We start from the raw sequence: 14,871 nt of genomic DNA on the forward strand, positions 1-14,871 counted from the left end.
AGCCCCCCCGCCCACGGCCGTCAGAGGCCAAATCGCGAGCGGGGGTGCAGGGGCGAAGCCCCTGCGTTGAAAATTCCGGCGCTTGCATTCAGATTCGGGAGACGTGATCCTAGCTACTGATGGGGAGCTTCACGCCCGCCCCCTCGACGGTGCTGTCTCCTGGCGATCGCCTCGATCGCTACGAGCTCGTCTGCATGCTCGCGCAAGGCGGGATGGGCAGCGTGTGGCTTGCGCGCCTCGTCGGCAAACACGGCTTCGAGCGGCTCGTCGCGGTGAAGACCATCCTGCCGACGTTCGGCACCGACCGGACCTTCGTCGACATGTTCCTCGACGAGGCCCGCATCGCCGGGCAGATCGATCACGAGAACGTCGTCCGCACGCTCGAGATCGGCGAGGACCGCGACGTCCTCTACCACGCGATGGAGCTCATCGACGGCGAGTCGGTGCGGAAGCTCTATCGCGACGTGCGCAGCGCCAGCGCCGCGTTCCCCCTCGGCGTCGCGCTGCGCATCGCGGCCGATACGCTAACCGGGCTCCACGCCGTCCACGAGCTCGTCGGCCCCGACGGCAGGAACCTCGAGGTCGTCCATCGCGACGTCTCCCCGCAGAACATCCTCCTCACCATGCGCGGCACGGTGAAGCTCATCGACTTCGGCGTCGCCAAGGCCCGCGAGCGCAGGACGGAGGAGACCACCGCCGGCACGCTCAAGGGCAAGATCGAGTACATGGCGCCGGAGCAGGCCAACGGCACCAAGGTCGATCGCCGCGCCGACGTGTACGCGGTGGGCGCCGTGCTCTACGAGCTCCTCGCCGGCGAGCCGCTCCGCAACACGGAGGACGGCCGCCAGCTCCTCGCGCTCCACGAGCTCATGACCGGCGCGCCCTACGAGCCGCTCCATCCCGGCGTCCCGCTCCCGGTCCGCACCGTCGTCGACCGCGCGCTCGCGAACGATCCCGACGATCGCTACCGCACCGCGGAGGACATGCGCCGCGCGATCGAGCAGGCGATGGTCCAGATCGGCCTCAGCGCCACGACCGAGGACGTCGCGAGCGCGCTCGTGCAGTACTCGAAGGAGCGCACGCAGCGCCGCAAGGACGCGATCGACGCCGCGGTGAAGGTCGCGCAGCAGCTCGAGCGGGAGCGCGGCGGCGCGCCGGCGCCCTCCGCGCGCAGCAGCCGCACGATGTCGACCGACGAGACGTACATCACGGTGTCCGGCACGCCGTCCGGGATGCAGGTGCCGCCCGGCGTCGGCGATCCCTCCGGCACGCTCGTGCAGCCGCTCGTGTTCCCGCATCCGGCCTCGTCGGCCGACATGCTCGGCGCGGTCGACGGGCAGATGCTGATCGCGCCGCAGCCGCTCCTCCCCGCCATCGTCCCGACCGACGGATCGACCTCGATGCGAACCATGCAAGGTGCATCGATCTCCGCCGCGCCGCCGCCGCCGGCGAAGAGCGGCTTCGGCACCGTCGTCGTCCTCGGGTTCGTCGGTGTCCTCGGCATCGTCGCGGGCGTGCTCGTCGCGCGCCAGCCGGGCCACGCCACCGCCGAGCAGCCGTCGAGCACGCCCGTCACGTACGTGCCGGCCAACCCGAGCGCCGCCGCGCCGACCAGCGCGACGCCGGTGGTGATCGCGCCGCCGACCGTGCTCCCGCCGGGCTCGGCGGTCCCGTCGGCGGGGACGACCGCGCGCCCGAAGGAAACGAAGGAGCCGAAGGAGCACGTGGGCGCGGGAGCGACGACGACGGTGCAGCCGTCGAGCGCGCCGAAGCCGAAGCCGAAGCCGCGGAAGCCGAAAGGCGACGGCGACGAGTATGGCTTCTAGGACGCGTCTCTGCGCCTTCGTCGTCGGGGCGCTCCTCTTCGCAGCACCGAGCGACGTCGCCGCGGCGCCCAGCGCGGCGGAGCGCGAGACGGCGCGCCGCCACATGGACGAAGGCACCGCCGCGATGAAGACGGGCGAGCACCGGCGCGCGCTCGAGGCGTTCTCGAAGGCGCACGAGATCATGCACGTGCCGACGACGGGCCTCGCCGTCGCGAAGGCGCACCTCGCCGCGGGGCACCTCGTCGAGGCGCGCGAGGCGGCGGTGGAGGTCGCGCGCACGCAGAAGGAGGCGCACGAGCCGGCCGTGTTCGAGAAGGCGCGCGACGCCGCGCGGAAGATCGAGGCGGAGGTGAAGGGGCGGATCCCGTCGCTGAAGATCAAGGTGAAGGGCGGGACCGCGTCGAAGGTCGCGGTCGACGACGTGGACGTGCCGCTCCCGCTCATCGTCGAGCCGGTGCCGGTGAACCCCGGCAAGCGCGTCGTCACGGCGAAGGGCACCGAGGGCACCGAGGCGCGCGTGAACGTCGAGGTCGCGGAGAAGGAGTCGAAGGAGGTCGAGCTCACGCTCACGTGGCCGACGACGGCCGACCCGACCGCGAAGCCGACGCCGGCGCCGACGAACGACGCCGACAAACCGCAGGAGAAGCCGAAGGTCCTCGGCTTCGGCAACGAGGACGTCGCGTCGAAGGGCGGGCGGCGCGCGCCGCTCGCGGAGGGCCTCATCTGGGGCGGCTTCGCGTTCGGCGCGGTCGGCATCGGCGTCGGCGCGGTGACGGGGCTGATGACGCTCGGCAAGGCGTCGGACGTGTCGCAGCTCTGCGAGAACAACATCTGCGCGCCGTCGGCGCAGAGCGATCTCGACTCCGCGACGTTGCTCGCGACCGTGTCGACGATCGCGTTCGGCGTCGGCCTCGCCGGCATCGGCGCCGGCGTCCTCGGCCTCGCGATGCCGCGCCAAGGCGAGACGAAGGGCCACGCCGGGCTCTCGATCCGTCCCACGCTGAACGGGCTCGGAGGGACCTTTTGACGTCGAGCAGGCAAGTCTTCCGGCGCGCCTTCGTCTTCGCGATCGGGAGCGTCCTCGTCGGCTGCGCGATGGTCGCCGGCATCGACGGCTTCCGCATCGGCGAGTGCAAGGGCGGCAACTGCGATCGCGACGGCGAGGCGCCTCCTCCTCCGCCGCCGCCCGACGTGAACGTGCCCGTCGTCGACACCGGCGTGCCCTGCGTCGGTCGCGGGACCCCGACCGCGATCCGCGTCGGCACGCCGCCGAACACGTTCTGCATCGACACGACCGAGGTGACGAATGCAGATTACAAGGTCTTCCTCGACGCCGGCGTGAACCCCGCGACGCAGGGCGGCACGTGCCTCTGGAACAAGACCTACCAGCCGTCGTATCCGGTCTCGGATCCCGACGCCGGCATGGTCGTGCCCGCGCCGGCCGACGACGCGCCGGTCACGAACGTCGACTGGTGCGACGCGGTCGCGTTCTGTCAGTGGGCGGGCAAGTACCTCTGCGGCGCGGTCGAGGACGGGAAGAAGATCGGCCCCGTCTCGGAGGCGGACCTCCTCAACTTCAAGGCGAACCAGTGGCTCCTCGCGTGCTCCGCCGAGGCGCGCCTCCGCTTCCCGTACGGCGGCGTGTTCGACGGCACGAAGTGCAACCTCGCCGATCTCGGGGAAGGCGGCGTCTTGCCGGTCGGGAGCTTGCCCGGGTGTCAGGGCGGCTATCAGGGCCTCTTCGACATGGTCGGCAACGTCCGCGAGTGGTTCGACGGTCCGTGCAAGCCGCCGCCGGACAGCGGCGCGCCGGACGCGGCGGGCCCCGAAGCCGACACCTGCATCTTGAAGGGCGGGGCGTTCGACAACGGCGGCGGGACGAACGGCCCCGTCTACGGCTGCGGCTTCGACGAGCCTTCCATTCGCCGCGATCACCAGAGCGGCAACACCGGCTTCCGCTGCTGCTCCGATTGACGCGCTACTTCACGAGCGTGCGGAAGCGGAGCGGCTCCGCGACGTTCTTGACCGGCGCGCTGCGCTCGTCGCCGAACTCGAAGCCGGCGTTGTCGGGGAGCTTCTTGAGCGCGTCGGCCATGACGAGGATCTCGTCCTTGCCCGCGCAGCCCTGGAGGCGCGCGGTGTTGTTCATGCCGCTCGAGAAGCCGGTGAAGTTGCTGTTCGGGCCGAACTGGCCGACGAAGAGCGGCGCGAGGTTCACGCCGGTCGAGACGTGCACGCCCTCTTCCTTCAGGTGATCGAACATCTTCCGCTCGGCGAGGAGGTTCGTCATCGCGCGGACGTCGCGCGCGCACTCGATCGCGCGGGCGAGGCGCTCGCCCTCGTTCTCGTCGTAGAAGGGCGGGCCGAAGAGCGCGATGATGCAGTCGCCGACCATCTTGTCGAACACGCCGCCGTGGGTCCAGACGAGCTCGACCGCGTCGCGGCTCCACGTCTCGACCAGCTCGGCGACGCGCGCCGGCGTCTTCAGCTTCGTCTCGCTTAGGCGCGTGAAGCCGGCGATGTCGACGTAGAGGATGGCGACGACCTCCTCCCGCGGCGCGAGGTAGCGGCGCTCGTAGTCCTCGGTCTGGAGGAGGCGCGCGACGTCGGCCGGGCGGAACGAGTACGCGAGCGAGCGCCACTCCTTGCTGAAGTCGACGATGCGCTGGCGGATGAAGCCGGCGAACGCGGCGAGGAGCTCGCGGTCGTACGTGTTGAACGTGCCGTGGGTCGCGGTGACGACGACCTTGCCGACGACGACGCTCTTCGTGATGCCGTTGATCAGCACCTCCTCCTGCGCGTCGGCGACGCCGAGCTCCTTCAGGAAGTCGGGGCTGTCGCCGGCGAGGTAGTCGCGGCCGAGCATCTGCAGCGTCGAGAACGACTCGTCCTCGTTCGAGAGCGTGTCGACCTTCAGCTCCTTGCCCTCGTAGAGCTGGATGTGGAGCGTCTTTCCGGTGCCCTCCTCCGCGCGGTAGACGAGGACGAGCTTGTGGACCGGGATCGCGTCGGCGAGGACCTCGACCGCCTGCTTCACGCCCTCGCCGAGGACGCGGTGCCGGAGCGCGTTGCCGAGCCGCATCATGACGAGGTGCTTCTCGCGCATCGCCTTGATGCTGAAGAGGTAGTTGTCGAGCACCTCGCAGACCGCGTTCAGCGCTTCTTGCAGGCGGTTCGCCTCCGCGCCCGGCGCGCACACGAGGCCGGCGCGCCCGAACCACTCGCCTGCGACGTCGAGGTGCTGCGCGATGACGACGTGCTCGCCGGTCGCGATCGCGACGCGCTCGCGCTTCTCTTCCGACGTGCGCGCCCAGACGTCGGCTTTGTCGGGGATGCTCGGCGGCTTCCCGGCGTCCTGACCCCAGAGGAACGCGCGCAGGTTCAGGTCCTCGCCGTAGGTCTCGACCCACGCCGCGGTCGCAGCGAGCTGCTCGCCGATGCGGGGCAGGAGCGCACCGAGCATCTCGCTCACGCTCCACCGCTTCACGAGCCCTTCCTCGATCAGCTCGTCGACCAGGTCGCGCAGGTCGAAGAGCTCCCGCAGCTGCGCTTCGGTCAGTTCCGCGGAGGACATGCGCTGCATTGTGCCACTTGCCGGCTGAGGTCCACAGGCCTAAAGAGCTGACCCATGCGTAAGGACTGGGTCTCGAAGCGAAGCGGCGCCACCGTCACGCAGATGCACTATGCCCGGCAAGGCCTCGTCACCGAGGAGATGGCCTACGTCGCGAAGCGCGAGAAGGTCGAGCTGGAGCTGGTCCGGAGCGAGGTCGCGCGCGGGCGCATGATCATCCCGGCCAACGTCAACCACCTGAACCTCGAGCCGATGGGCATCGGCATCGCGCTCTCGTGCAAGGTCAACGCGAACATCGGATCGTCCGCGGTGACGAGCGAGGTCGAGGGCGAGCTCAGGAAGCTCGCGGTGTCGCTCAAGTACGGCGCCGACACGGTGATGGACCTCTCGACCGGCGGCGACATCAACGGCATCCGCCAGGCGATCATCGACGCGTCGCCGGTGCCGATCGGCACGGTGCCGATCTACCAGGCGCTGCAGGAGGTGAAGTCCGTCAAGAAGCTCACCGCCGCCGACATGATCGACATGCTCGAGCATCAGGCGAAGCAGGGCGTCGACTACTTCACGATCCACGCCGGCGTGCTGGTGCAGTACCTCGAGCTCGTGAAGGACCGCATCACCGGGATCGTCTCGCGCGGCGGCTCGATCATGGCGCAGTGGATGATCGAGCATCACAAGCAGAACCCGTTCTATACGCACTGGGACAAGGTGCTGGAGATCTGCGCGAAGTACGACGTGTCGATCAGCGCGGGCGACGGCCTCCGCCCCGGCTGCCTCGCCGACGCGAGCGACAAGGCGCAGTTCGCGGAGCTCGCGACGCTCGGCGAGCTCACCAAGCGCGCCTGGGAGAAGGACGTCCAGGTCATGATCGAGGGCCCCGGCCACGTGCCGTTCGATCAGATCGAGATGAACGTGAAGAAGGAGATGGAGCTGTGCCACGAGGCGCCGTTCTACGTCCTCGGCCCCCTCGTCACCGACATCGCGCCCGGCTACGACCACATCACGAGCGCGATCGGCGCGACGATGGCGGGGACCGCCGGCGCGGCGATGCTCTGCTACGTGACGCCGAAGGAGCACCTCGGCCTCCCCGACGAGGAGGACGTGAAGCAGGGGATGATCGCGTACAAGATCGCGGCCCACGCCGCCGACGTCGCGCGCAAGCGCCCCGGCGCGCGCGACCGCGACGACGCGCTCAGCCGCGCGCGCTACGCCTTCGACTGGAAGGAGCAGTTCCGCCTCTCGATCGATCCCGAGGTCGCGCAGTCGATGCACGACGAGACGCTCCCCGACGAATACTTCAAGACCGCCGAGTTCTGCTCGATGTGCGGTCCGAAGTTCTGTTCGATGCACATCAACCGCGCGGTCGAGGACTTCAACAAGAAGGTCGACGAGGACAAGAAGGCCGGCAAGCGCACGCTCGACGTCTTTGCGGGCTAACAAGCTCAAGTCGACGCTCGCGCTGCTGAGGGGGCTCCAGCCTCGCGTGCGCCTCGCGCTCGCCGGCGTCGGCGCGCTCTTCCTCGCGATCCTCTTCGCGACGTGCGGGGCGTGCCGGCGCTCCCCGGATCAGCCGCCGGCGGCGGCGGGCTCCGCCTCGGCGCAGCCGAGCGCGACGACGTCGGGCGCGCGGCTCCGCGTGGCGGCGTCGGCGGCGGGGGTGATCGATCCGATGATGTGGTCGCACGCGCGGAAGGGCGACGTCGAGAGCCTGCAGACGCTCGCGGTGCACGAGGGCGCGTCCGGGCTCGTGGAGGCGGCGGAGGTGGACGCGTCGCTCCGGCCGATCGCGATCCGCGCGATGGCCTACGCCGAGGGGTGGGCGCAGACGCCGTACCTCGCGCGGCGCGCGGCGGAGGCGGACGACGACGAGGCGCGGCTCGCGCTCGACTCCGTCCACGAGCTCGCCGCGCGGCGGCGCACGAACGTCGACGTCGAGGACGTGGAGGAGCTCGCGGAGGGCTGCGGCCTCCTCATCGCGCTCGGCAAGGACGGCGACAAACCCCGCTGGCGGAGGGTCCACGCGATCCGTGCGCTGAGAATGATGCCTTGTCCCAAGCCCGAGGACATCCCGTCGGATCTCGACGCCAAGTGAGGTAGTCTGGGCGATCTGATGGGCGATAGTGGGGCAAGTCCGAACGTCTACGCGAGCGAGGCCTACTTCAATCAGCTGCTCGCGAAGGCGGTGGCAGCGAAGGCGAGCGACATCCATCTGAAGGTCGGCATCCCGCCGGGCGCGCGCGTCCGCGGCGAGATCGTGTTCTTCCGCACCGAGCCGCTGCGGAAGGAGGACACCGACAACATCGCGCGCCTCGTCATCGGCGATCCGCAGAAGCGCGCCGAGCTCGCGACGCTGCGCGAGCACGACTGCGCGTACGCCGCGCCGGGCGTGGGGCGCTTCCGCGTGAACGTCTACCGCCAGCGCGGGACGCTCGGCATCGTCATGCGCTCGATCCCGACCAAGATCCCGAGCTTCGACGACCTCGGGCTGCCGACGCCGTGCCAGTACCTCGCCGAGCGCGAGCGCGGGCTCGTCCTCGTCGTCGGCGCGGCCGGCAACGGCAAGAGCTCCACCCTCGCCGCGATGATCGGCCACCTCAACCAGACGCAGCCGCTCCACATCGTCACGATCGAGGACCCGATCGAGTTCCTCCATCAGGACGACAAATCGAGCATCAGCCAGCGCGAGGTCGGCATCGACACCGGCACCTTCGCCGACGCGCTCCGCGCCGCGCTCCGTCAGGATCCGGACGTCATCCTCGTCGGCGAGATCCGCGACGAGCTCACGCTCGACATCGCGCTGAAGGCGGCGGAGACGGGCCACCTCGTCATGTCGACGCTCCACACCCCCGACGTCACGCGCACGGTCGGCCGCATGCTCGCCCTCGCGCCGCGCGGGCAGCCGGGATCGACCGAGGAGCTCCGCGAGCGCATCGCGGACTCGCTCCAGGGGATCGTCGCGCAGCGCCTCCTCCCGAAGAAGGACGGCGCCGGCCTCGTCCTCGCGGCGGAGGTGCTCGTCGCGACCGGCACCGTGCGCGAGACGATCAAGCGGCCGGAGGGCAACCCACCGCTCAAGGAGCTGATGGAGAAGGGCACCCACCCGTACGCGATGCAGACCTTCGAGATGCACCTGAAGGCGCTCCTCCAGCAGGGCCTCCTCGAGAAGGAGGTCGCTCGCGCGGCGGCCGGTTTCTAGGGGCTGATGAATCGAAGGGCGCTCGCGATCATCGGGTTGGCGGCGGTGGGCTCGGCCGCGCCCGTCCTCGACGCGGGGCCGCCTCCGGCCGCGCCGGCGCCGGCCGCTCCGGTGTCGGGTCCCGCGCCCGACGTCCTCACGATCGTGAAGGCGAAGGACGCCGACACGCCGAAGGCGATCGGGACCTGCGATCCCGCGCAGGCGAAGGGCGCGCAGCGGATCGGGATCGCGCACGTCAACGATCTCCAGGCGCGGTACTCGGATCGGATCGCGGGCAAGAGCCGCTACGCGTACGTCGCGGCGTACCTGAAGCTCCTGAAGACGGCGCAGCCCACGCTCGTCCTCGACGCCGGCGGCGACTACGAGAAGGGCTCGATCGCGGACCTGCGATCGAACGGCGAGACGACGCGGCAGATCGTGCAGGCGATGCCGATCGACGTCCGCACGCTCGGCGATCACGACTTCGGCTACGGCGAGAACGTGGTCCTCCGCGACGTGCGGCTGAGCGCGCATCCGGTGCTCGCGGCGAACGTCCGCCACGCCGGCGAGAGCGCGGCGAAGCCGCTGTTCCGTCCTTGGGCGCGGTTCGACGTCGGCTGCGTGAAGGTCGGCGTCATCGGGCTCGTCACCCAGAACCGCGGCGCCGACGATCAGCCGAGCTCGGCGCCGTTCGACGACGTGTTCCAGCAAGACCCGCGCTACGGCGCGGTCCTCGAGCGCGAGGCGAAGGCGCATCGCGCCGAGGTCGACGTCCTCATCGCGCTCACGCACCTCGGCTACGCCGACGACCTCACGCTCGCGCGGAAGCACGGCGCGCTCGTCGACGTCATCGTCGGCGGCCACGGCGGCGACACGCTCCGCGATCCCGGGGTCGTCCTTCATCCCCCCGCGAAGACGAAGACGTGGATCGTGCAAGCCGGGCATTTCGGGGAGCACGTCGGTTACGGCGACATCGTCGTCAGCTCGAAGGAGCCGCGGAAGGTCGAGCTCGAGAAGTACCGAATGGTCGACGTCGACGACAAGCTCAAGGACGCCGACAAGGCGATCGACGACCTCGTGAAGAAGCTCGAGGACGCGGTCACGCCCGACGCGCAGAAGCCGATCGGCAAGACGAACGCCGCGATCGCGCGGGGCAAGGGGATGGTCGACGTCGTGTGGCGCGCGGCGAAGGAGCAGTGGCAGCTCGACGCGCTGATCGTCGGCAAGGACCTCTTCGCCGCCGGCCTCCCGAAGGGCGACGTCACGCTCCAGCGCCTCTACGACGCGATGCTCGTCCAGAAGCGGCCCGCCGGCTCGACGGGCACCTCCTCGATCTACGTCCAGGAGATCCAGGGCGACGAGGCGTCGAGCCTCCTCCGGAGCTTCCAGCCGCGCGGCAACTACGAGTGGTCGGGGCTCCAGCGCTTCGACCCGACGAAGAAGTACAAGATCGGCTTCGACAAGCGCGCCGCGACCTACCCGAAGCAGCTCTTCGGGCTCGCGTCGAAGGCGGTCCGCGCCACGTTCGCGGGCGAGCTGATCGACGTCGTCGAGCCGTGGGTGCGCGCGCGCGCGGCGAAGGGTCAGTCGATCGATCCATGAGGGCGGGCGACGTCCTCGGCGGGCGCTATCGCCTCGAGCGCCAGCTCGGCGAAGGCGGGATCGGGGTCGTGTGGGCGGCGGAGCAGATGACGACCGGCAAGAAGGTCGCGATCAAGCTGTTGAAGGAGGAGCCGCACGCGGACGTGTCGCGCTTCTTGCGCGAGGCGCGGATCGTGAGCGGGCTCTCGCATCCGAACGTCGTGCAGGTCTTCGACTTCTGGGACGGCCGCGAGGGGACGCCCGTCTTCATGGTGATGGAGCTCCTCGCCGGCGAGTCGCTCGCGGATCGTCTCCGCCGCGCGGGGCGCCTCGCGGCGGCGGAGACGGCGGAGATCGCGCTCCCGATCGTGCGCGCGCTCGAGGCCGCGCACGCCGCCGGCGTCGTGCATCGCGACCTGAAGCCCGACAACGTGTTCCTCGCCGCGGCCGGCGCGTCGTTCGTGGTGAAGGTCCTCGACTTCGGGATCGCGAAGCCGACCGCGGCCGCGATCGATCAGACGCAGCTCACGCGCACCGGCACGGTCCTCGGCACGCCGCGCTACATGTCGCCGGAGCAGGTCTACGGCGAGGCCGACGTCGACGCGCGGTCCGACGTCTGGTCGCTCGGCTGCCTCCTCTACGAGTGCCTCGTCGGCATGACGCCGTTCGACGGCGACAACTACGGCCAGATCTTCCGCAAGATCACGGAGCGGCGGCGCGTCTCCGTTCGCGCGGCCGTGCCCGACGCGCCGTCCTCGTTCGACGCGCTCGTCATGCGGATGCTCGCGCACGATCGCGCGGAGCGGCCGTCGCTCGCCGACGTCACGCGCGTGCTCGGCGGCGGCGCGATGAGCCTCCCGCCGTTGCAGACCTCGACCGAGCGGCTGCCGTCGCTCCCTTCGATCCCGCCGCCGGGCGCGCCTCGAGCGAGCCGCGCGCCGCTCGTCGTCGTCGGCGTCGTCGGCGCGGCGGCGCTCGGCGGGTTGGTCTGGTCGTCGCGCGCCCCGGCTCCGGCGCCCGCGCTCCCGGAGCCGCCGGCGCCCTCCGTCGCGGCGAGCGCTCCGCCTCCGCCCGCGATTTCAGAAGCGCCGGTCGTCGCCGCGACCGCGTTGCCGGCCGCCGCCGTCGACGCCGGGAGATCGTCGAAGACCGTGAAGAAGCCGCGGCCGCCCGCCCCGTCGTCGGCGGCGCCGGACGAGCCGCCCGACCCGCTCGACCGAGGGAGGTTCTGACGGGGCGATCCGTAGAACGAGCAGGTCGCGCTTTGCAGATCGGGAGCCGCCGACTAGATGACTCGCGCATGAGGCTCGGCGCCGTCGTCTTCGTCCTCGCGTCGCTCGCCCCCGCGGCGGCGTACGCCGACGACGAGGCGGAGGCGCTCTACCGCGAGGGCAGGAAGGCCGCGCTCGCGAAGGACTGGACGGCCGCGTGCGCCAGCTTCCGCGCGAGCGCCGAGCGCGAGCCGGCGCCGGGGACGCTCTTGAACCTCGGCGACTGCGAGGAGCACCGCGGAAACCTCCGCGAGGCGCGCGCGCGCTTCGAGGCCTCGGTCCGGCTCTTCAAGTCGGACGACGATCGCGCGGCGTACGCCCGGCAGCGGCTCGCCGCGATCGAGCGAAAGATCCCCAAGCTCACGGTGAAGCTCCAGCCCGGCTCGCCCGCCGACGCGCGGATCGACCTCGACGGCGCGCCGCTCGCGTCGAAGGGGACGATCGCGCTCGATCCCGGCGCGCACGTCCTCGTCGTCCACGCGCCCGGCCGCTCCGACGTGGAGAGCCGCATCACGCTCGCGGAGGGCGAGGACCGCACGATCGTCCTCGCCGCCGGCGCGCGCACCGCGGTCGAGCCGGCGCCCGTCGTCCACGCGCCGGAGCCGCGGCCCGCGCCCGAGAGCTCGGGGACCCGAACGGCGGGCTGGCTCGTCCTCGGCGCCGGCGGGGTGGGGATCGCGACCGGGCTCGTCGCGGGGCTCATGACGATGAACGCGAAGAGCGACGCCGACGCGCACTGCCCCGCGGTGGGGTGCGATCCCGACGGTCTCGCCGCGCAGCGCGCGGGCACGACGTGGAGCGCGATCTCGACGACCGCCTTCGTCGTCGGTGGCGTCGCGGCCGCGACCGGCGCGAGCCTCCTCCTCTTCGCGCCCTCCGCGCGCTCCGCGATCGGCGTCGCGCCCGGAGCGATCACCTACGGAGCGCGCTTCTGATGCGCCTCGTCGTGGCAGCGGCGCTCGCCCTCGCCCTCGCCGGATGCAGCACCGTGATCGGTGCCGACTTCGATCGCCCGGCGGCGCCTCCTCCCGACGCCGGCGCGAGCCCGAGCACGATCCCGGTCGCGAGCGACGGCACCTGTCCGCCCGCGCGCAAGCGCTGCGGCGACGCCTGCGCGCTGAAGGACGATCCCGCGTTCGGCTGCGCCGCGGACGCGTGCGCTCCGTGCGCGCCGCCCGCCGACGGCGTCGCGAGCTGCAGCGCGCTCCTCGCGTGCGACTTCGCCTGCGCCCCCGGCTTCGAGCGGATCGGCGATCGCTGCGTGGGGTTCCGGATCGAGCAGCGCGACATGCCGGAGCTCCTCACCATCACCGGGCGTGGACCGGAGGACGTGTTCGTCGCGGGCGGCACGCCGTACGAGCCTGCGCGGATCTTCCACTCGCGCGGTGACGGGAAGTGGAGCCCGCAGCCGGTCGAGGTCGACAACAACCGTCTCATCTTCGGGTTCGCGAACACTCCGACCGGCGATCTCTTCCTCGCGTCGGAGAGCACGTCGCACGGCGAGCACGTCATGCTGCCGCTCTTGAGCGTCGATTCGGGGGGCTCCTGGCGGCCGAACGGCATCGGCGATCCGCCGGCGCGGCGGACGCTCGGGGTCTGGGCCGCGTCCGCGCAGGAGATCTACACCGTCGACGGGATCGACGTGCGCCACTACCGGAACGGGCAGTGGCGCAAGGAGACGACCGACGTCGTCGACGGGCGTTTCCTCTGGGGAACCTCCGCCGACAACGTGTTCGTCATCGGAGAGAGAGGCGCGATCGCGCAGCGTTGGACCGACGGGACGTGGCATCGGATCGTCACGCCGACGTCCGAGATGCGGATCGGCGGGATCTGGGGTGAGCTTCGCGGAGACCGCTACGATGTCTACATCGTCGGCGGCAACGGCCTCGTCATGTACTCCGCCAACATGCGTGAGTTCACGGTGCTCCCGACCGGCACGACCGAAGGCTTCGGCGGCGTCTGGGGCACGGGGCAGGACGTCTGGGTCGTCGGAGGTCGCGGCACGATCCTGCGCGGCTCGGTCGATCGTGGCTTCACGCTCGTCCCGAGCGGCACGGACGCGGGCCTCCTCGGCGTCTGGGGAACGAGCTCGACGAACCTCTTCGTCATCGGGATCCCTCCGGGCGGCTACTCAGGCGTCATCCTTCGCCGCTCGTAGCGCCCACGCGACGACCTCGTCCATCGCCTCCGGCTTCGCGAAGGTGGGGCCGTAGGGACGAAGGCGCGCCTCGGTCTCGGTCGGGGGGGAGCTCGTGAAGAAGGCGATCGGGAGGTCGGGGCGGACGGCGCGGAGGGCGGCCGCGATCTCGTCGCCCCAGCCGTCGCCGAGATCGAAGTCGAGCACCGCGAGATCGAGCGCCGTCGCGTCGACGGCCTTGGCTTCGGCGGTGGTCGCGGCGAGGGCGACGTCGAGCCCGGCGAGCCGGAGCCGGCGCGCGAGGGCGACGCGTACGACGGCGGAGTCGTCGGCGACGAGGACGCGGAGAGGCATCGCCCGAGTCTAGACGTCCATTCTGGTGCAGCGCGCTGCTCCTTTCTGGTGCACCGTCCCCTGAAGAGGCGACATTTCCGCGGGAATACGGGTGGCGCGGACCTTGAAGTGCGGGGACGCATGAAGATCCGATTCTGGGGGGTCCGTGGGAGCATCGCATCGCCGGGGCAGGACACGGCGGCGGTCGGCGGCAACACGAGCTGCGTGGAGGTGACGTGCGGCGAGACGCGCATCGTCCTCGACGCGGGGACGGGGCTGCGATCGCTCGGCAACACGCTGGTCGGGAAGGGACCGCTCGCGATCAACCTGCTGCTCTCGCACTATCACTGGGACCACATCCAGGGCCTGCCGTTCTTCGTGCCGGTCTACATGCGCGACACGCAGCTCACGATCATCGGCGGGTCGAACGGCGTCATGAGCGTGCGCGAGACGCTGGAGCGGCAGATGAGCGCGCCGAACTTCCCGGTCCGCTTCGACGAGCTCGGCGCGCGCATCGGCACGCGCGAGCTCGAGCCGGCGGAGGTGTTCGACGTCGGCGAGGCGACGGTGCGCGTGGCGAAGGGCAATCACCCCGGCGGCGTCGTCGCTTACCGCATCGAGCACGAGGGTCGGTCCATCGTCTACGCGACGGACACGGAGCACTACGCGTGCGTCGACCCGGCGCTGCGCGCGCTCGCGGAGGGCGCGGACGTCCTCGTCTACGACGCGCAGTACACGCCGGAGGAGTACAAGTCGAAGGTCGGCTGGGGGCACTCGACCTACGTCGCGGGCGCGGACCTCGCGCGCGCGGCGGGCGTCGACACGTTCGTGCTCTACCACCACGATCCGATGCGCTCCGACGCGGGCGTCAGCGAGATCGAGACGAACGCGCGCGCGCTCTTCCGCTCCAGCATCGCCGCGCGCGAGGGGCTCGAGCTCGATCTCACGACGTGGGCGAAGCGGTCGGCGGCGTGAGG

The 14,871-nt window shown here is 71.0% G+C and carries 13 protein-coding genes; 11 read left to right on the forward strand and 2 right to left on the reverse strand.

Annotated elements, in window-relative coordinates; genetic code table 11:
- The first annotated feature begins 119 nt into the window (after positions 1-119).
- The 3 genes from KF837_33455 to KF837_33465 are packed head-to-tail and all read left to right on the forward strand — an operon-like array spanning position 120 to position 3,800.
- The gene (locus tag KF837_33455) at positions 120-1,826 is read left to right on the forward strand and encodes a protein kinase (GenBank protein MBX3232282.1); all 1,707 of its coding nucleotides are present in this window, start codon (positions 120-122) and stop codon (positions 1,824-1,826) included.
- Positions 1,816-2,853 carry a hypothetical protein gene (locus KF837_33460; GenBank protein MBX3232283.1) on the forward strand — a complete coding sequence of 346 codons (1,038 nt, stop codon included), beginning with the start codon at positions 1,816-1,818 and terminating at the stop codon, positions 2,851-2,853. The genes KF837_33455 and KF837_33460 overlap by 11 nt, the downstream gene beginning before the upstream one ends.
- Positions 2,850-3,800 carry an SUMF1/EgtB/PvdO family nonheme iron enzyme gene (locus KF837_33465; GenBank protein MBX3232284.1) on the forward strand — a complete coding sequence of 317 codons (951 nt, stop codon included), beginning with the start codon at positions 2,850-2,852 and terminating at the stop codon, positions 3,798-3,800. Before KF837_33460 ends, KF837_33465 begins: the two co-directional genes overlap by 4 nt.
- A gap of 4 nt (positions 3,801-3,804) precedes the next feature.
- Here KF837_33465 and KF837_33470 read toward each other — a convergent pair whose 3' ends face one another.
- Positions 3,805-5,400 (reverse strand): adenylate/guanylate cyclase domain-containing protein, encoded by a 1,596-nt coding sequence (locus KF837_33470; GenBank protein MBX3232285.1) that lies wholly within the window; start codon positions 5,398-5,400, stop codon positions 3,805-3,807.
- Between the two features lie 54 nt (positions 5,401-5,454).
- Between KF837_33470 and thiC the strand changes: the two genes are divergently transcribed.
- The 7 genes from thiC to KF837_33505 all read left to right on the forward strand — a co-directional run bounded on the left by thiC (position 5,455) and on the right by KF837_33505 (position 13,582).
- Positions 5,455-6,834, forward strand: a complete 1,380-nt coding sequence (gene thiC, locus KF837_33475; GenBank protein ID MBX3232286.1) for a phosphomethylpyrimidine synthase ThiC — start codon at positions 5,455-5,457, stop codon at positions 6,832-6,834.
- 46 nt (positions 6,835-6,880) lie between these two features.
- On the forward strand, positions 6,881-7,489 hold the full coding sequence (locus KF837_33480; GenBank protein ID MBX3232287.1) for a hypothetical protein: 609 nt from the start codon (positions 6,881-6,883) through the stop codon (positions 7,487-7,489).
- Between the two features lie 18 nt (positions 7,490-7,507).
- Positions 7,508-8,593 (forward strand): PilT/PilU family type 4a pilus ATPase, encoded by a 1,086-nt coding sequence (locus KF837_33485; GenBank protein MBX3232288.1) that lies wholly within the window; start codon positions 7,508-7,510, stop codon positions 8,591-8,593.
- A gap of 6 nt (positions 8,594-8,599) precedes the next feature.
- Entirely contained in the window at positions 8,600-10,174 is a 1,575-nt protein-coding gene (locus tag KF837_33490) for a bifunctional metallophosphatase/5'-nucleotidase (GenBank protein ID MBX3232289.1), read from the forward strand.
- A complete protein-coding gene (locus tag KF837_33495) occupies positions 10,171-11,385 on the forward strand; it encodes a serine/threonine protein kinase (GenBank protein ID MBX3232290.1) in 1,215 nt (404 codons plus the stop codon). Before KF837_33490 ends, KF837_33495 begins: the two co-directional genes overlap by 4 nt.
- 68 nt (positions 11,386-11,453) lie before the next feature.
- Positions 11,454-12,359: a hypothetical protein gene (locus KF837_33500; GenBank protein MBX3232291.1), complete on the forward strand. Its 906-nt coding sequence runs from the start codon at positions 11,454-11,456 to the stop codon at positions 12,357-12,359.
- Positions 12,359-13,582, forward strand: a complete 1,224-nt coding sequence (locus KF837_33505) for a hypothetical protein (GenBank protein ID MBX3232292.1) — start codon at positions 12,359-12,361, stop codon at positions 13,580-13,582. The genes KF837_33500 and KF837_33505 overlap by 1 nt, the downstream gene beginning before the upstream one ends.
- Here the strand turns inward: KF837_33505 and KF837_33510 are convergent.
- Positions 13,556-13,915, reverse strand: a complete 360-nt coding sequence (locus KF837_33510; protein ID MBX3232293.1) for a response regulator — start codon at positions 13,913-13,915, stop codon at positions 13,556-13,558. The two genes, KF837_33505 and KF837_33510, sit on opposite strands and share 27 nt — an antisense overlap.
- Positions 13,916-14,035: 120 nt before the next feature.
- Here KF837_33510 and KF837_33515 point away from each other — a divergent pair, with 120 nt between their 5' ends.
- The gene (locus tag KF837_33515) at positions 14,036-14,869 is read left to right on the forward strand and encodes an MBL fold metallo-hydrolase (GenBank protein ID MBX3232294.1); all 834 of its coding nucleotides are present in this window, start codon (positions 14,036-14,038) and stop codon (positions 14,867-14,869) included.
- Positions 14,870-14,871: the final 2 nt, after the last annotated feature.

It is taken from the genome of Labilithrix sp., from assembly GCA_019637155.1.
Lineage (GTDB): Bacteria > Myxococcota_A > Polyangia > Polyangiales > Polyangiaceae > Labilithrix.